Source organism: Paenibacillus sp. 102, assembly GCF_039549175.1.
GTDB lineage: Bacteria > Bacillota > Bacilli > Bacillales > Bacillaceae_G > Bacillus_A.
In genome coordinates this window covers 84,096-102,274 of sequence record NZ_JBCGHT010000013.1, presented here as the reverse complement: position 1 = coordinate 102,274, position 18,179 = coordinate 84,096, and the positions used below count along the sequence as shown (strand labels likewise).

The following is an 18,179-nucleotide window of genomic DNA, read 5'->3' as shown; positions in this document are numbered from 1 at the left end:
TTCATACCATTCTTACTTTATCATGTGATGAAGTTATAACCAACCAATATGTTTGAAATAAGAAAAGAATTTTTTTAAAGTAAGATTCCCTATATAAAAAAGAGGATATCCTCTAAAAGACTAGTCTAATCCAGCCTTTAGGGATATCCTCTTATCTAATTATTTATACATGTTTCTTCATGTCATCAGCGACAGACTCAACGTTTGTACCTACGATAACCTGTACGCTTGTATTACTTAATTTCATAACACCTTTTGCACCGGCACGTTTTAATGCTGGCTCATTTACTAAGTTTGCATCTTTCACTTGCAAACGCAAGCGAGTTGCACAGTTATCAATAACTGTTAAGTTGTCTTTTCCGCCTAATGCTGCCACGTAAGTTTCACCGATAGAACCTGCCACTGGTGCGTCTCCCTCTGCAGCTAACTCATCGTCATCTTCACGACCTGGAGTTTTCAAGTTGAACTTCTTAATTAAGAAATAGAATACTACAAAGTAAATTGCTGCATAAATTAAACCAATTCCCGCTAATAATAACGGTTTTGTTGCAATACCGAAGTTTAAGAAGTAATCAATCGCACCGGCACTGAATGAGAAACCATCGTGAATGCCAAGTGTTGTTGTTACAAATAAAGAAATACCTGTTAATACAGCATGGATACCGTATAATACTGGTGATAAGAACATGAATGAGAATTCAATTGGTTCTGTAATACCAGTTAAGAATGATGTTAAAGCAAGCCCACCTAACATCCCTGTAACCATTTTACGTTTTTCTGGTTTAGCTGCCGCAATCATTGCAAAACATGCTGCTGGTAAACCGAACATCATGATTGGGAAGAAACCAGTCATAAACATACCAGCTGATGGGTCTTGTGCAAAGAAGCGTGCAATATCACCATGAACAACATCACCGGCTGCATTTGTAAAGTCACCAAGTACAAACCAGAAATATGTGTTCATTACATGGTGTAAACCAATTGGAATTAATAAACGGTTTAATAAACCGAATAACCCTGCACCGATTGCATCTAAGTTTACAATGCCGTGCGCTACTGTATCAATACCACTTTGGATTGTTGGCCAAATTTGACCGAATACTAACCCTAGAAGAAGCATAACGATAGAAGTAATAATTGGTACAAAACGTTTTCCTGCAAAGAACCCTAACCATTCTGGTAATTTGATTTTATGGAACTTGTTATATAATAACCCAGCAACAACCCCAGCAATAATACCGCCTAGTATGGCCATATTTATCTTTGGCGTTAACGCTGCCGCTTTTGAAACTTTTGTCATTGTATCCGCTAACTTACTTGGATCAACTGATCCTAATAAGTCTTGAACACCCTTTAATTTATCATTTAGCTCTGCAGCAGAATACCCTTTACTTAATGTATCAGTTGTATTCTTCATAACTAAATAACCAATTGCACCAGCAAGACCTGCGGCACCACTACCATCAACAGACAAACCGATTGCAACACCAATTGCAAAAATAAGTGCTAAGTTATCAAAGATTGCTGCACCGGCCTGTGCCATAACAGGAATATCGAACACGTCTGGTTGTCCTAAACGAAGCAATAATCCTGCTGCTGGTAGCACTGCGATTGGAAGCATTAATGCTTTACCAATACGTTGTAAAAACTGCAACATTGTAATTCCTCCTATTCAATTTATGAAATCGTTACCATTATAAATACGTTTAGAAAACGCTTTCTATCACATAATCATAATAACATATAGTTGTATAGATGTGTAGTTTTTATTTATGAACTTTTTATGGATATCTTTCCTATTTCCAAACTGTTATATAAAAGGTAAATTATCCTTTCTATTAACGTTTTAAATAAAAAAACAATGGAACGGGATATATATAACTATTTTGATTTTCTAACATATAAGCCACGGCTATGAAGAACAAAAGGTGACCTGCACTCGTTTGCCCTCTTTGTTTTACTTGGCACGGGGCAGGAAAAGGATTTGACCGCTTCTATGCATGGTCGGATCCTCTCTCCCACCTAAAACAAGGTTTATATCTTTTAGCCAATTCTTACTCATATATAAGTTTCATTTTATCATTCCACTTTTTCATGTTATTATTTATTTCCAAGTTTATAGGGAACCGTAAACTTAGTGAAAAAGGAACAGGAGCGTTGGTATTATGCAGTGCATCGAGACAAACAACTTACAACAGTTGCTAGAACAAGTAAAACCCTATACAAAAAAAGGTAAACTTGCTACTTATATCCCCGAACTAGGAAATGCAAATCCAGACGATTTAGGAATTGCTATCTATCATAAAGAGACCGAATACATCCATGCTGGTAACTCACAAACACTTTTTACTCTTCAAAGTATTTCAAAAGTAATTACACTCGCTCTCGCACTTTTAGATCGTGGTGAAGAATATGTATTCTCTAAAGTTGGAATGGAGCCAACTGGCGACCCATTTAATTCTATTATTAAGCTAGAAACAACTAGTCCTTCTAAACCTCTTAATCCAATGATTAACGCAGGTGCGCTAGCTATTACAAGTATGCTTACAGGAGATAGTAACGAAGAGAAAATGGAACGAATTCTTCGCTTTGTACGTGATATTACAGACAATCCTACAATTAATTACTCTTCCAAAGTAGCCATCTCTGAACTAGAAACTGCTTACTTAAATCGATCTCTTTGCTACTATATGAAGCAAAACGGCATCATTGATGGTAATATCGAAGAATTAATGGATTTATACACACGTCAATGTGCAATCGAAGTAAATTGCATTGATCTAGCACGTATTGGTTTAATTTTTGCAATGGATGGCTACGATCCATATAAGAAAAAACAAATTATCCCAAAACATATCACAAAAATTTGTAAAACCTTTATGGTAACTTGCGGCATGTACAATGAATCTGGAGAATTTGCGATTCGTGTTGGAATCCCCGCAAAAAGCGGTGTCGCTGGTGGGATTTTCGGTTGTGTAAAAGGAGAAATGGGAATCGGTATTTTCGGACCAGCTCTAGATGCAAATGGAAATAGTATTGCTGGATTTAAAATATTAGAATTGCTTTCTGCTCAAGAAGGTTGGAGCATTTTTTAAAAAAGGATTCTAATGACGATTTTCGGCATTATTTATAATTAAATTTCAAATTCCAACAAATAAAAAAGTTATCCTCCCCCACTTCGTTCGATAGGATAACTTTTTTTATTATGCATATTTGCTCCCCCTTCCCGAATAATATAGTACAACCTAACGCTATACGGTGGAGGTGTAAAAGAAATGAAACTTATTTTTCAAATGGAGGAAAAGCCTGTCCTAGAGAAAACCATTCTTCTTTTTATACTTAGTATTGTAGAAAGCTTAAAACTCAAGGTTGTTTCCCCCGATGAAGCTTATCGATACATATTCAATTTAGAAGTATTGGAATTATTAATGGATCGAAATATTGATGATCAAGTTCTAGAGCTTATTCATTTTGGCATGGGGCTTGAAGACATTCATCATGTCCTCCCCGAAGAACTTGAGCCCAGTATTGAAGAGTTAAAATGGCGTTGTATTCAAGTGCTCGGTGAGTATGAAATGTATGAAGAATCACAGCAGCTAATTGAAGATATACGCTAAAAAAGCACCTATATAGGTGCTTTAATGTTTCTTCAAACTATTTTTATACGTTTCAATATTAACAGGTAATTCTTCCTCTTCTAACGTATGCTCATTTACATCTTTATGAATGAAGGCCCCTTTAGGCGGCTTATGATCATGCCCCTTTTTCTTATGATCAAAAGATTTACCACGTCCCATATTCATACCCCTTTCTTAAAAGAAATCACTGTTAGTATGACGAGAAGCATGTCGATATATGCAACGGTTTGTTATATTTCCGTGGAAATACTCAAATATTGTTTCTCATTTTACATCCATTAATCAATGCCTGTCAGAATTAATACAAATCCAGCTATAATAGCAAGTTAACTACCCTTGATATTCAGGATGATTATGACGTCTACATCCAAACAAATAACAATCTGTAGCAAGCGGTATTTCAAATTCCATTTGTGGAATATATCCAGACATAATCTTCTCTATCATATGACAATACTCTTCCTTATCTTGAACTAACTCTCTAACACGCTCTTCCTTATCACTTTCTGTCCATGCTTCATCACACTCTTCGTCTAGAATCTCTTGAATAAGTTCATCTGTCTGTTCAATTACCTTACTGATTATTTCTTCGGCATATGTTAGGGCATTCTCTTTTAACAGTGAATAAATATATCTACTTATCCAATTCGGTTCATTCCCATACTCTTTCCGACCTTTTTCAAACCAGACAGTTGCTTCTTTAAAACATCCCATTTCTACATACAATTCTGCAACTTCGATTGCTCCTACAAAATCATTATCATCCTCCGAAAACGAATCTAATGTATTCTTCGCTTCAGTTGCTTTGCCAAGTTCAATCAAACATTTAATATGACTATACATATAATAATCCGAATTGCTCGCACCCATAAGAAAATATTTCGATGCTTCTTCTAATTCTCTAAGGTGATACTTAGCTATCCCTAAGTTTTTGTATGCTTCAATGGACGGCTGAATCGCAATAGACTGAAGCAAAATATTAGAAGCATCCCCCCACATTTTTTTCTTTATATAAATTTCTCCTAAAAGATTATATGGAAAATAAGATTTCGGCTTCATATCTATAGCTTCTCTAATAAGTACTAGGGCATTTTCAATATCATCTTCTTCATAACTATATATCCAAGCAAGATTGTTCAACGATTGAACATCTCGTGACACTTGTAACGCTCTTTCAAAAAGTTTGAATGCCTCTTCATATTCATTTTTCTCAAGTAATTCAATTGCCTGTTGATTCAAATTCACTTACATTCCCCCTTACTACCTTTAGTATTATGTTATCATTCATATATTTTGAAGGACTAAAAAAATCGTACAAACATCAAAGTTTGTACGATTCCACGACAGGTACTTTCATATTACACGATATACCTTATCCTTTTATTAGAAAAACCTTAAATCTTTCTTATTTTTGTGTATGACACCATTCATATATAAAAGCGGTAATAACTTTCGTAAACTCAACTAACTGGCTAATTTCAACTTTTTCGTTTACAGAATGTGCTTCTTCTAACGTACCTGGCCCGTAGATAACAGCTGGAATATTAAAATCACTAAACCACCCACCATCTGTTACTGTTGCTGACATATCTAGAGTTGCGCTGCGGTGTAATGTAGATTCATGTACCGCAGCAAGTTTCTGTACTGCCGGATGCTCTTTGTCTACTTCTAGTGAAGGAAATATTTCACCCCGGTCAACAATCATTGATTCCCCACCCCATTCAAACTGTGGTGGATTTTCACGAAGCCATGGATCAGCCGCAGCCACCCTGCCAATATACTCTTCAATTTCCTTTGCAACCTGGTCATGTGTTTCATTCGGATAGAAGTGTACTGTAATCCAGAGCCTGCATTCATCTGCAATAAATGCTGCATGACGCCCACCTTCAATAACAGCTGGATTAATCGTTGTTGTTCCTGATGGATACCCTTCATATGTTTTCATTACCGCCCAGTGCCTTTCTAACTCTTGCAAACCTTGCACAATTTTCATCATTTTTTCAATTGCACTTGCTCCAAACAAACGGCCACCAGCATGAATCATTTGTCTACGCGTTGCATCGTGAAATGTTTGTATGCTTTTTACAGTAATCCACCCTGTAATGACACCGCCTTGGCCTTGCATATGTAAATCACTCGTATCCACAACAACTGCAAAATCAGCATCATATCCACGTTTACAACATTGAAGTGTGCCTGCTTCTCCTACTTCTTCTCCAATTACTGACTGAAAAATCAAATCCCCAGGTAATTCAACTCCAGCTTCTTGCAAAAGCTGAATCGCAAATAAGGCACCAGCTAATCCACCTTTCATATCAGCTGCACCACGCCCAACTAGCCATCCATCTTTCACAAATGGTTCAAAAGGGCTCGTTTCCCAGTTCTCATCCACTGATACTTCTGCCACGTCCATATGCCCATTAATAATTAAACTTTTGTTCGAATCACTAGCTGTCCCCTTTTTTACACCAACAACATTCGGATCATTGGGATAGACATCCCATTTATCAATTATAAAATCACGTTTCATTAAAAAATCAGCGACAAATTGCTGTGCTTCACTTGTATTTCTTGCTGGTGGTGCTGGTGTTTCAAAACGGATTAATGTTTTTGTAAGTTCTAGTAGCTCTTCTTTTCGTGAATCGATTTGTTCTACTAACTGTGAAATTGCCTGATTCATTACAAATTCCCCTTTGCATACATAGTATGTTTCAGCTTTTATTTTTACAAAAAAAGAGACTGTTTACAATTTAACAGTCTCTAATAATCTATAACTTAAGATGAACCTTTTCTTACTCATTCATAAATTAGAATCTCATCACAAACTTTGCACTTCTGTTGTATCCGTCTTTTCAATACGTTCCATTTTACTTTTCTTATTTTTTGTAACACGGTAAAACAATAAACAAACAATCATAAATGGAATTCCACAATATAGTGCCATTCGTTGTTCCGGAATAAACGCCATACTAACAATTACCGTTAAGTTTAATACCAAAGCAAGAAGTGGCACAAATGGATACAATGGTGTTTTAAATTTCAAGTCCTTAATATCTCCTCCTTGCTTTAAGTATGTTCTTCTAGACAAGAGATTAGATAAAGCAATAGATGCCCAGACCAATATTGCACCGAATCCTGCAATGGAAAGAAGCCATAAATAAACTGTATCCTCTGCATATATACCACATAATAAAGAGAGACAACCAACAATGGTACTTACAATTAATGCATAAATTGGAACACCATTTTTAGATAACTTACCAAAAATCGGACTAATCATCCCTTGATTAGACATAGACCATAGCATACGAGAAGTTGCATATAATCCAGAATTCGCTACTGATAGTACTGCTGTAATAATAACAAAATTTATAATATCTGCAGCATAAGGGATACCAATTTTATCAAATACAACTACGAATGGACTTTCTATCACTCCTGCTTGTTGCCAAGGGAATAGCCCCGCAAGTATAAAAATGGAAAGTACAAAGAAAACAAGTATACGCCAAACTGTATTATTAATAGCTTTTGGAATGGTTTTCTCTGGGTTCTCGCTCTCTCCAGCCGCGATACCAACTAATTCTGTTCCCTGAAAGGAAAAATTAACTGCAACCATTGTAATTAAAATAGCTGTTAGCCCATTTGGAAACAGTCCTCCGTAATCAGTAAAGCTAGAAAGCATTGGCGCTGATTCATTTCCTTTCATATCTAGGAAACCAAACATAGCTGCCCCGCCTAAAATAATAAATGCAATAATCGTAATTACTTTAATACTTGCAAACCAAAACTCGACCTCTGCAAAACTTCTTGAAGATAGTGCATTAATAGCAAAAAGTAGAACAGCAAAAACTACGCACCAAATCCACGATGATACATCTGGAAACCAACGTTTCATTAAGATACTAACTGCTATCAACTCAATCCCTATCGTAGCGGACCAGTTTAACCATGACATCCATCCCACTACATAACCTACTGCAGGTGAAATATGCTTTGTAGCATATGTTTGATAAGACCCTGCATCAGGCATAGCAACCGCCAATTCTCCAAGACAGAGCATCGTTAAATACATAACAAATCCTCCAACAAGATAAGCTACAATTGCTCCTCCAGGTCCAGCTTCATGGATTGTATAACCGGATCCTAAGAAAAGTCCGGTACCAATTACTCCTCCAAGTGCAATCATAAATAAATGTCGACTTTTCAACTCCCGCTTCAATTCCTGGTTGTGATTTGTCATATAAATCCCCCTTTTTGTTTGCAAATCCTCATGAATGTAAACGCTTTAAAAAATAAATTAAAAAAGAAAGTTAAACTATAAAAAGATAATAGCTTGCATTTTTATTAAAGACTTACAATAGGTGGGAGATTTTTCGAAAGTAAATCTCCCACTCCAAGAAAATAAACCATAACGCGATAATCAATTCTTAACCTTTCTCATGACTTAATTGACATTAGCATAAATGAAAATGATTATTTAAAGCGCACTAGAAAACGGTACATAATCCATACATTTTATATTAATCACTACCTGTTATTAACAGGTCATCCCTTACTGTTATTAATCGTGTTTTATTGGTAATGACTTGTCCCTCTTCCACTTCTAACAATTCAATATGGCCACTAATCCCCACTTTAATTTCTACTTTCTGTTTATCTATCGTTTCAATTAATGCTAATTTCTCCCACTCATATACATAGGAGCTTTCAGTAATAAATAATTTTTCTACTTTCCCATAACAAGGACTGTACACGTTTTCTATAACTGCCTTCATTTTGTAACCTCCTCTTTCTTATTAAGTGCTGTTAAAAAGTTATACACTCTATAAAACTTTCAACTCACCCTAGTCTTTAAATTTAGAGCTTTCACCTACTATTAATGCAAAATGCATACCAACTTCAATTCCCCTGTAAAATTAGAGATGCTTACAAAAAAACTTAATAAGTGCAAAATTTTTTCTGTTATTTTTAAGTTTTTAATCGGAAAAGCGCAAAAAGTTTTGCGCTTTTAAGAGAATTTTAATAAAATTAAAAAAAGTCAGTCTTCATAGGGTATAACAAGGAGAAGATGATACATGCATACAGAAGAAATCAATTTAAAAAAATTAATTGAAATGAATATGCTATATGAAACTTTGCTAAATGAACTTGATATTGGAATTCACATTATTAATGAGGAAAGTAAAACAATAATCTACAATCGTAAAATGATGGAAATTGAATCAATGGATTCTAAAGATATATTACATAAAAATCCTTTAGAGGTATTTGCATTTGAAGAAAACAAAAGTAGCACACTCATAGAGGCACTAAAACTCGGAAAAACAAAAAGAAACATAAAACAAACTTATTTTAATAATAAAGGAAAAGAGATTACAACAATTAATGATACCTTTCCCATAATAGAAAATGGAAAAATCAAAGGTGCTATTGAGATTTCAAAAGACATTACCAAATTAAAACAAACGATTAAAACAAGTCTTTCTCGAAAACAAAATACTAAATTTACCTTTAATCATATAGTAGGTAATTCTAAGGCAAACCAATCTATCATTACAGAAGCCAAAAAAGTAACACGTACATCATCCTCCATACTTATCGTAGGAGAAACGGGAACTGGTAAAGAATTGTTTGCACAAAGCATTCATAATGAAAGTCACCGTTCAGCAAAGCCTTTTATTTCACAAAACTGTGCTGCTATACCAGAAACCCTCATGGAAAGCCTATTATTTGGAACAAACAAAGGGGCTTTTACAGGTGCAATAGATAAACCTGGTTTATTTGAAGAAGCAAATGGCGGGACTTTATTATTAGATGAAATCAACTCATTAAGTCCAGCTCTTCAAGCAAAATTATTGCGTGCTATACAAGATAAAACAATACGAAGAGTCGGAGGCGCACAAGAAAAAGAAGTAGACGTCCGAATCATAGCAACCATTAATGAAGACCCTATTGAAGCCATAACACACAATCGATTAAGGAAAGACCTATATTATCGGTTAAGCGTTGTGACTTTATTTCTACCACCTTTAAGAGAGCGAAAAGAAGATATCTTAATGCTCCTTCATCATTTTATTGAAAAATACAATATCCAATTTGGATTAAAAGTAAAAGGAATAGCCCCTGACGTAAGAGACTTTTTTTATAGCTACGATTGGCCGGGGAATGTACGAGAATTAGAACACATGATTGAAGGCTCTATGAACTTAATTGAAGATGAGGACATCATTACAACGTTCCATATACCAACACGTTTTTATGAACTGACAAAAAGAGAATTTGACATACATCCGCCACTAACTGATCGGAATGAAAATGATACGCCTAAAAATTTAAAGCATACAATAAAAGAAATGGAAAAAGAATACATTAATCAAATTCTTAAAGAAAATAAAGGGAATATCTCACAAACTGCAAAATTTTTAGGGCTGAGTAGGCAAAACCTACAGTATCGGCTAAAAAAGTATAATTTAAATACCTGAGAAAGCCATACATTATCTGGATTTCTTTGCATTTTCTATAAGTACAATCAAAAAAGAAAGAGTCAATAACTCTTTCTTTTTTGATTTACGTTCTATCTATATCAACAGCTCGATAATCTCCACATATATAAAAAATACATAGGAACATATGGGGATACTACCGAACTTACAATATACGTTACATCCGTTTGTCTAAAACTCCACCTTTTCCAAATACAACCCACTCGCATCAGCAAGACAGTTGATTTGGTTTCGTTGTTTTGCTTCTAAAATTTGCGGGATCGCATCAGCCTCTAACTGACCTAAGCCAACTTCTACTAATGCTCCAACGATCTTTCTCACCATATTGTGAAGAAATCCATTTCCGCTCACTCTAATTTGGATGAAGCCTTCACGTTCCATGATATCAACCATATATACTTCTCGAACCATAGATTTCTTTTTAGATTTAGCGTTTGAAAAAGCAGTAAAATCATGTGAACCAATTAAATATTGAGCTGCTTTTTTCATGCTTTCAATATTTAACTTTTTCGGAACATGCATGCTGTATTTACGCATAAATGGATTCGTATGTTCCTCATTCCAAATCTTATATAAATACGTTTTCGCTTTTGAGTTGTAGCGAGCATGGAAACGTTCTGAAACCAACTCTACATTCATAATACTAAGATCGTTTGGTAAGTATTGATTTAAATACTTTTTCACTTTATGTTCTGGTAATTTTTCCTCACTCTTAAAGTTAGCTACTTGATTCAGAGCATGTACACCAGCATCCGTTCTGCTGCATCCGATAATTTCTATTTCTTGTCCGACCATTTCTGATAACACACTTTCAATTTTTCCTTGAATGGTATTATCGTTATTACCAAGACGCTGCCAGCCCTTATAGCGGCCGCCGTCATATTGAATTGTTAATTTGTAGTTGTTCATTGTTTTCTGCTATTAAAAACATAGACATTTGCCTATTCATGTTTTTATTAACAGACTCACCGCCTTTCTTTTTCCGTTACATAAAACAAAAATTCTAAGCACTCTATGATGTTTTTCGTAATCTTCTTCTCATAGTAACACAAGAGAGCTCATTTAGTGTCTACTTCTGCCAATGTATTATGCGCATAGACTATACATATTAAATCAATAGTGTACAATCTAGTTCACGGACGCCATCCATGTTCCTGCAAGAACTTCTGCAACTCTTCTTTATGCTGTACATTTTTCTCCCACTCTTCGCACTCCTTTAGAAACTTCTTGGTCTACTGGTTATTAACACGTTCATTCTATTGACAAACATCTAAATTTGACCGACTCAACACTATAAAACCTGGTAAAAAGCAGTGAAAATTTAAGAATAATAAGGTAAACTAATCAATGGTTTTGGATGCAAAACACTAGTTTACAGTCGGTTGACGTTGATACCGGGATTATATTAGGTATGTGGAGGAAATATTTATGAACAACACAATAAATGAATCAGTTGAAGAAGTTGATAGAAAACGAGCAAACTCAAGCAAGCGTTTTAAAAATTGGAAATTTATCACAACAGGTGGCGGCGTAATAATTGCACTTCTAATTGGGGGAATGAGCTATTATCAGGCAACCCGTTTCAATTCACATGTTACGATTAATGACACAAAAGTTGGCGGTCTGACTGCTGATCAGGCAATACAGCAATTAAAAACATCTGGATTAGAAAACAACGTCTATGTTGACCAACAGCTAATTTTAGATGAAAAAGATACGCAAACGGAACTTTCGGAGGAAGACTTGCCTAAAGTTAAGAAACTACTAAAAAGCCAGTGGACATTTTTCCCTTCCTCAAAGGAAAAAAATTATTCGCTACTACCGGAAAAGGCAGATCAGTATCGAAGCGAAACGATGAAAAAACTTGTAGAAGAAAAGCTCTTATCTGTGAATAAAGATTTAAAGGCGCCTCAAGATGCTATGGCGAAGCTCGAACAGGGAAAAGTTGTTATCTCAAAAAGCATTGATGGAACACAGTATGACGTTACTAGTCTATTAAAAGATTACGAAAAGCAGAAGTATAAAAGTGAAGTTCATCTAAAGCCTGTATACATGCAGCCTATTAAAGAAGACAATCCTATTATAAAAAAAGAAGAGAAAGCACTACAGAATCTTCTTCAACAAACCATTGATTATAAAGTGCAGAATGAAGTTTACTCTTTAACAGCTAAAGATTTAATTAAAAATGCCTCTATGTCAAAGGATATGAAGGTTACAATTGACGCGAGCGACATTAAGAACAAGATTGCTGAAATTAATAATTCTAAATCGACATTACATAAAGACTTCACATTCAAAACCCATTCTGGTTCAGTCATATCAGTAAAAGGACAAGGCTACGGCTGGGCAATACATGTTGAAAAAGAAGCAAGACGAATCCAAGAAGCATTCGAAAAAGGTGAAAAATCACTTTCTGCCTCTAATATTTACGGCAATGGCTGGAAGAATGAAGGCATCGGTTATGAAACAACAGCGAATAACGGCATTGGAGACACGTATGCGGAAGTGTCAATTGCAGAACAACAAATTTGGATTTACAAAGATGGACAATTGGTAGTCACAACGAATGTCGTGACAGGTAAACATAGTACGAGTGAAGATACATCACCAGGTGTATGGTATATCCTCTATAAACGATCACCGTACACACTCAAAGGTAGCGCAGTAGGTAAACCTGATTATTCCGTTAAGGTAGATTACTGGGCTCCGTTCACAAATGGCGGACAAGGGTTCCACGATGCCGGCTGGCGAACAAACTGGGCCAATAATGCCTATTTAACAGGGGGATCAGGCGGATGTGTTAACCTTTCTCCTAATGTTGCAAAAACGGTGTATGATAATCTCAGCACTTATGAACCGGTTATCGTGTACTAGTCTATCAAGTATGTTCTTAATAAAAACAAAGAAGCAGGCAATCGTAAGTGATTGTCTGCTTCTTTGTTTTTATTATTTATGCTCCGTACTTCTCCTGTGCGGGGTAAAACAGTTATATACTTAAACCTATTTACTTATAGTATTGTTCACCGTTGCACCTACAACGGTGGCCATTTTATTTATTCACCTTTAGTACTAACTCTAACTATTTTTTAACTTCCTTTATGTATTCCCATGTTTCTCCTTTATCTTTTGATTGATAAAGTACGCTACTATCGCCATTATAATCTCCATCTGCTCCTTGTCCAACTAACATATTAAAAACTCCATCTTTCTCATAAGGCATACCTGGAGAATCAAAAGGACTTATAGACTGTCCACTATCTAATTTTACTTCATGAGGTGTATAATTTACCTTTTTAAAAGATATGCCCCCATCATCTGTACGATATAACTCTCCGTTAGTACCAGAAGGACGGATTGCTCCTAAAAATCCAAGTTTATCATTTATAAAAGTTATTCCTGATACACTACCAATTCCTCCGATGAATGGGTCTGTATTTATAACCTCCCATGTTTTACCTCCATCAGTAGTCTTGCTTAGTGAATAAAAAGCACTACCTAATGCTTTATCTGTAATAGTTAGTTTATAACCAACTTCTTTTGATAGGTAAAACTGTTCCTTGTTATTCGTTACACCCTTCTCTTTGGAGCTCTTTTGATTTGAATTACTGTTTGGTTTACTCCAATTTGGGTCACCTATTAAGTTATATCTAGCAGGTACTAACTCTTTCTCTTTTCCAGGGACGAATATAGATACAGTATATCCAATGATTTCAGAAGCTGCTTCTTCAAGTTTATGCTCCTTACCATCCTCATTAATATTAATAATTCCCTCTGTATTGTATCCCCAATTCCTTTTCCCGTAATAAATCAATCCATACTTACTTTCATTCCACTTACTAACTGTTCGCTTAACTGGAATAGCCTTAACCGTTTTAATTAGAGGTTCTACTAGTTTATCATCATCATAATCAGGATTTGCATACCCATCTCGTATTACAGTAATATCTTCTGACTTCTTCTTATCATAAGCTATTAAATAGGTTTCCTCTTTCCCATCAGCATTTTTCCCATAAACAAATGTATCAAACGCTGTGATTGTTCCATCTGAACGAAATGTAAGATCAAAATCAGTTGCCATATATAATTTCTTTGGCAAAGAATATTTTTTATTTATATCTTCAAAAATACCTTCTACTCCATATTCATATATATTATTATGTTTAAATTTAATTGATCTTTCATGTTTTAACCTTTCTATGAACCATGCAAGTTTGCCATTATAATTTGTTGCACTTTTATAAATCTGTACCCCATAAAATGATGTGATTACAACAATAATGATAATAGAAATGTATTTCCATGCAGTTAAATTAGTTAATTTTTTAGATTCATATTCTCTATCTTTTATAATTTTCATTGTAGTAAATGTAATGATAGATATAAAAAATACTATACATAATAATAAAATATAAATATTATAATTCATTCTTCCGTACATACAGAATAAAGCTAACTCATAACAAAAAATCCAGTATCCAATTATTAATATTGGGTTTGTTAATAATGATATAAGTATCCTTTTTGCATTTTTCCTAAATATAAAAATCACTCCTAATTAAATTACTTATCTTTATCTATATTGAGTATACTTCGTTTCACCCAATATTTGTATAATCCTTTAATCAGCATATTATTTAATTACATGCGAATTAAAATTAAAGTAATCGGAATTGATATAGTAATGAAAAAAAATAAAAAAGCACTCCATCATACACAAAGATCAGTGCTAATTTCTTAATTCTAATTTTTATTAAAATTATTCCGATAAACCTAAAATAAACAATTCGCTTTTAAAATCAAATCACTATCTGTTACTTATACTTATGATGCGGTTCAGGGTAATTCATCCTAAATAAAAATTAGGCCTTATCGATTTTTCGATAAGGCCTATCATTGTTACACCTTTACTTTACTTTTCTTTTCTAACAAGCTTAACCACATTCTCAACATGCGCCGTATGCGGGAACATATCCACTGGCTGCACATATTCTACTTCATAATTCTTCATTAATGCTTTCACATCACGCGCTAATGATGAAGGATTGCAAGAAACATAAACAACTTGCTTTGGTTGTACTTTTAAAATTGTTTCAAGTAACTTATCGTCACAACCTGTACGAGGAGGGTCAACTACGATTACATCTGGGCGCCAGCCTTCTTTCACCCATTTCGGTAGCCATTGTTCTGCTTTTCCAGCTTCGTACTTTGTATTTGTAAATCCGTGACGCTTTGCATTTTTCTTTGCATCTTCAATCGCTTCTGGAATGACATCCATACCGCGCACTTCTGCGGCATCGTTTGCCAGCCAAAGTCCAATTGTACCTACGCCGCAATATGCATCAACAATTTTTTCCGTACCTGTTAACGCAGCAGCTTTTTTCGCTTCGTTATATAGGACAACTGTTTGTTCTGGATTCAACTGGAAGAATGCACGTGCTGATAACTCGAATGATAAATCACCAAGCGTTTCTTGAATGACTTTTTTTCCAGCTAAGTTGAATGTTTTGTCACCGAAAATAACAGATGTTTTACGCCAGTTCACATTTTGCATAATCGATTTAACTGTCGGCATTTGTTTTTGTACTTCTGCGATAAATTGTTCTTTATTTGGTAATTCTTCTTTTGTTGTAATTAATGTGACTTGTACTTCCCCTGTTTGAACTGCAGCACGTGTCACGATTGTACGCACTAGACCTTTTTGTTTTTTCTCGTTATAAATAGAAATGTTCAACTTCTCTAATATACGTCTTACAACTTTTGTCGCTTCGTTTGTTGCTTTATGCTGAATCATGCAATGAGAAATATCAATTAATTGATGTGAATTTTGTTTATATAATCCTGTAATCACTTTTTCATCTTTACGTCCTACTTGTAATTGACTTTTATTACGATAATGCCATGGATTTCCCATACCAAGTGTTGGACGAATGTTAGCTTCCATGCTTCCGTTCATATACTTTTCAAACGCTTGTACAACAATATCTCGCTTTTGATTCAACTGTTCTTTATAATCTAAATGCTGCAATTGACAACCACCGCATTCATCATATACTGGGCATGGCGGTTTTACGCGATGCGGTGACGCCTTACGAATTTTTTTCACTTTCGCTTCAGCAAAGCCACGCTGAATTTTCGTTGTTTCTGCAACAACTTCTTCCCCTGGTAATGCCCCTGGAATGAAAACGACTTGTCTTTTAAAATAACCCACGCCTTCTCCGTTAATCCCAAGACGCTTAATTGTCACAGGAAATGTTTGACCAACTTCCAACTTACTCTCATGTTGCTTTTGTACCATTGTTACACCTCTACTCTATACTTTTCCATAAATATAACGCTGCATAACTGCAGTATGGTTCACATTCTTGTTTCATTTTTTCTAAAAATGCATCATCTGGTTTATTCTCTAATTGAAATATACCTTGAAGTGCCCGCTGAATCCCGATATCTGCTTTCGGGAACATATTCTTCCGCCCGAGTCCAAATAATAAGAAGTTTTGTACTGTCCATGCACCGATACCTCGCACTGGTAACAATTGTGCTGACACTTCTTCTTCTGTTTGATTTTCTAGCTCCACTAAATTGAGATTTCCTTCCACAATCTGTTTTGCTAGTCCTACCATATATTCCGCTTTTCGTTGACTAAATTTCTGATTTCTAAGCTCTTCTACCGAAATATTTGCTATCCTTTCTGGTGTAGGGAAAAAGAAAACGCCATTCTTCTCTGTTCCATATCGTTTTACAAATTGTTCTGTAAGAGCAGTAGCAAATTTCAAATGTACTTGTTGATGAATAATACAGCGAAGAAGACAAGCAAAATAATCAAACTCTAAAACAAGTGGTGTATAGGCATATGTTTCAAAAAGCGGACGTAATGATGTGTTTCTAAAATGGGTTTGTATATCTTGAAAAGATTCATTCCATTGAAAAATGGAGTAGATACGTTTCATAACCTTCTCTTGTTCACCTGTCTGACTTGAAACCCAAAATTGTGGATTTTGAAGCGTACCAATCCCTTGTACACGGACAACAATTTGTTCTTCATCTATAAGAAGTGGAACATAAACGATCTTTTCTTCTAATTGAACAACATTGAGTGGATCAAAAGACAAACGCCTTAAAACCTCTTCAAAATGATACGAATCCTTTAACGTAACATGTTCGCTCCACATACGTTTCCCCATCCTTTTTACACATCATTATAGCATGAGAAAACCGTAAGCATACATGCTTACGGTTGATTGCTTTTTACTAAATCATCTAGGCTTTTAAAATGATACCCTTTCTCGCGCAAATCATCAATGATTTTTGCAAGTGCCTCTGCATTATCTTTTGATATAGCATGAAGTAATAAAATAGAACCAGGGTGAATCATATTCATAACATTATTATGCGCATACTGCCATCCTCGTTGTTGATCGACTTTCCAATCAAGAAAAGCAAGTGACCAAAATACATTATAATAACCCATGTCTTTTGCAAGCGCTAATGTACGTTCACTGAAAATCCCACGGGGTGGTCGTAAATATTTCACTTCCTTTTGTCCAGTAACATTCTTAATTTCATCTGTTACACTTTGCAATTCTTCACGAAGTTTTGCATCATTTACTGTTGTAAAATCTGGATGACTTTGAGAATGGTTTCCAATAATATGCCCTTCATTTTTCATCCTTAATAATAGATCTTTTTGCGTCTTTATATAATGACCTGTTACAAAAAATGTTGCTGGTACTTTTTTTTCCTTCAGTACATCCAAAATTTTTCCAGTATATCCATTTTCATATCCGTTATCAAATGTTAAATATATATCTTTTTTCTTCGTATCTCCTAAATAAAAACCACCATTATTATGGAGTAACTCAGTAAATCTTTTCCCTGCATCTGGCGGGATCTCATTTTTCGCTCGTGGAATTCCCCAGTGATTCGGTGTATTTGTATAAGCAAGTGTTGAAACTGGAACAAGTGCCATTATAATTGAAAAAATGAGACCTATATATAACCATTTATGCTTCATAAATAGTCTCCTTTCCATATATCATCG

15 protein-coding genes and 1 pseudogene are annotated in these 18,179 nt (G+C 34.9%); 4 read left to right on the top strand and 12 right to left on the bottom strand.

Features of this window, described 5'->3' with window-relative positions:
• Nucleotides 1–163: 163 nt before the first annotated feature.
• A complete protein-coding gene (nagE, locus tag AAIE21_RS21955) occupies nucleotides 164–1,657 on the bottom strand; it encodes an N-acetylglucosamine-specific PTS transporter subunit IIBC (RefSeq protein WP_343268733.1) in 1,494 nt (497 codons plus the stop codon).
• A 508-nt stretch (nucleotides 1,658–2,165) separates the two neighbouring features.
• Here nagE and glsA point away from each other — a divergent pair.
• Both glsA and AAIE21_RS21945 read left to right on the top strand, forming a co-directional pair.
• The gene (gene glsA, locus AAIE21_RS21950; protein ID WP_343268732.1) at nucleotides 2,166–3,095 is read left to right on the top strand and encodes a glutaminase A; all 930 of its coding nucleotides are present in this window, start codon (nucleotides 2,166–2,168) and stop codon (nucleotides 3,093–3,095) included.
• A gap of 180 nt (nucleotides 3,096–3,275) precedes the next feature.
• Nucleotides 3,276–3,617 carry a DUF3969 family protein gene (locus AAIE21_RS21945; RefSeq protein WP_343268731.1) on the top strand — a complete coding sequence of 114 codons (342 nt, stop codon included), beginning with the start codon at nucleotides 3,276–3,278 and terminating at the stop codon, nucleotides 3,615–3,617.
• Between the two features lie 21 nt (nucleotides 3,618–3,638).
• Here the strand turns inward: AAIE21_RS21945 and AAIE21_RS21940 are convergent, their stop codons facing one another.
• From AAIE21_RS21940 to AAIE21_RS21920, 5 genes are all read right to left on the bottom strand, one after another.
• Complete coding sequence (locus AAIE21_RS21940) at nucleotides 3,639–3,797, bottom strand: hypothetical protein (protein WP_098491648.1); 159 nt, start codon at nucleotides 3,795–3,797, stop codon at nucleotides 3,639–3,641.
• Nucleotides 3,798–3,968: 171 nt separating this feature from the next.
• A complete protein-coding gene (locus AAIE21_RS21935) occupies nucleotides 3,969–4,883 on the bottom strand; it encodes a tetratricopeptide repeat protein (protein ID WP_343268730.1) in 915 nt (304 codons plus the stop codon).
• A 160-nt stretch (nucleotides 4,884–5,043) separates the two neighbouring features.
• Nucleotides 5,044–6,318 carry an acetylornithine deacetylase gene (locus AAIE21_RS21930; protein WP_343268729.1) on the bottom strand — a complete coding sequence of 425 codons (1,275 nt, stop codon included), beginning with the start codon at nucleotides 6,316–6,318 and terminating at the stop codon, nucleotides 5,044–5,046.
• A gap of 138 nt (nucleotides 6,319–6,456) precedes the next feature.
• On the bottom strand, nucleotides 6,457–7,878 hold the full coding sequence (locus AAIE21_RS21925) for an amino acid permease (RefSeq protein WP_343268728.1): 1,422 nt from the start codon (nucleotides 7,876–7,878) through the stop codon (nucleotides 6,457–6,459).
• Between the two features lie 280 nt (nucleotides 7,879–8,158).
• Nucleotides 8,159–8,413 carry a biotin/lipoyl attachment domain-containing protein gene (locus tag AAIE21_RS21920; protein WP_343268727.1) on the bottom strand — a complete coding sequence of 85 codons (255 nt, stop codon included), beginning with the start codon at nucleotides 8,411–8,413 and terminating at the stop codon, nucleotides 8,159–8,161.
• A 300-nt stretch (nucleotides 8,414–8,713) separates the two neighbouring features.
• On the opposite strand from AAIE21_RS21920, the gene AAIE21_RS21915 reads away from it, so the two are divergent.
• Nucleotides 8,714–10,120, top strand: a complete 1,407-nt coding sequence (locus tag AAIE21_RS21915; RefSeq protein WP_343268726.1) for a sigma-54 interaction domain-containing protein — start codon at nucleotides 8,714–8,716, stop codon at nucleotides 10,118–10,120.
• A gap of 192 nt (nucleotides 10,121–10,312) precedes the next feature.
• On the opposite strand, the gene truA is transcribed toward AAIE21_RS21915, so the two are convergent.
• Both truA and AAIE21_RS29650 read right to left on the bottom strand, forming a co-directional pair.
• The gene (gene truA, locus AAIE21_RS21910; protein WP_343268725.1) at nucleotides 10,313–11,050 is read right to left on the bottom strand and encodes a tRNA pseudouridine(38-40) synthase TruA; all 738 of its coding nucleotides are present in this window, start codon (nucleotides 11,048–11,050) and stop codon (nucleotides 10,313–10,315) included.
• Between the two features lie 224 nt (nucleotides 11,051–11,274).
• A pseudogene (locus tag AAIE21_RS29650) lies at nucleotides 11,275–11,373 on the bottom strand (DnaD domain-containing protein); the annotation flags it as partial.
• Nucleotides 11,374–11,569: 196 nt separating this feature from the next.
• Between AAIE21_RS29650 and AAIE21_RS21905 the strand changes: the two are divergent.
• A complete protein-coding gene (locus tag AAIE21_RS21905) occupies nucleotides 11,570–13,015 on the top strand; it encodes a L,D-transpeptidase family protein (RefSeq protein WP_343268724.1) in 1,446 nt (481 codons plus the stop codon).
• A gap of 205 nt (nucleotides 13,016–13,220) precedes the next feature.
• Here AAIE21_RS21905 and AAIE21_RS21900 read toward each other — a convergent pair whose 3' ends face one another.
• The 4 genes from AAIE21_RS21900 to pdaA form a co-directional block, all read right to left on the bottom strand.
• Nucleotides 13,221–14,690, bottom strand: a complete 1,470-nt coding sequence (locus tag AAIE21_RS21900; RefSeq protein WP_343268723.1) for a WD40/YVTN/BNR-like repeat-containing protein — start codon at nucleotides 14,688–14,690, stop codon at nucleotides 13,221–13,223.
• Nucleotides 14,691–15,050: 360 nt separating this feature from the next.
• A complete protein-coding gene (gene rlmD / locus AAIE21_RS21895) occupies nucleotides 15,051–16,436 on the bottom strand; it encodes a 23S rRNA (uracil(1939)-C(5))-methyltransferase RlmD (protein WP_343268722.1) in 1,386 nt (461 codons plus the stop codon).
• Between the two features lie 10 nt (nucleotides 16,437–16,446).
• Entirely contained in the window at nucleotides 16,447–17,310 is an 864-nt protein-coding gene (locus AAIE21_RS21890; RefSeq protein WP_343268760.1) for a DNA-3-methyladenine glycosylase family protein, read from the bottom strand.
• A gap of 59 nt (nucleotides 17,311–17,369) precedes the next feature.
• A complete protein-coding gene (pdaA, locus tag AAIE21_RS21885) occupies nucleotides 17,370–18,152 on the bottom strand; it encodes a delta-lactam-biosynthetic de-N-acetylase (protein WP_343268721.1) in 783 nt (260 codons plus the stop codon).
• Between the last annotated feature and the right edge of the window lie 27 nt (nucleotides 18,153–18,179).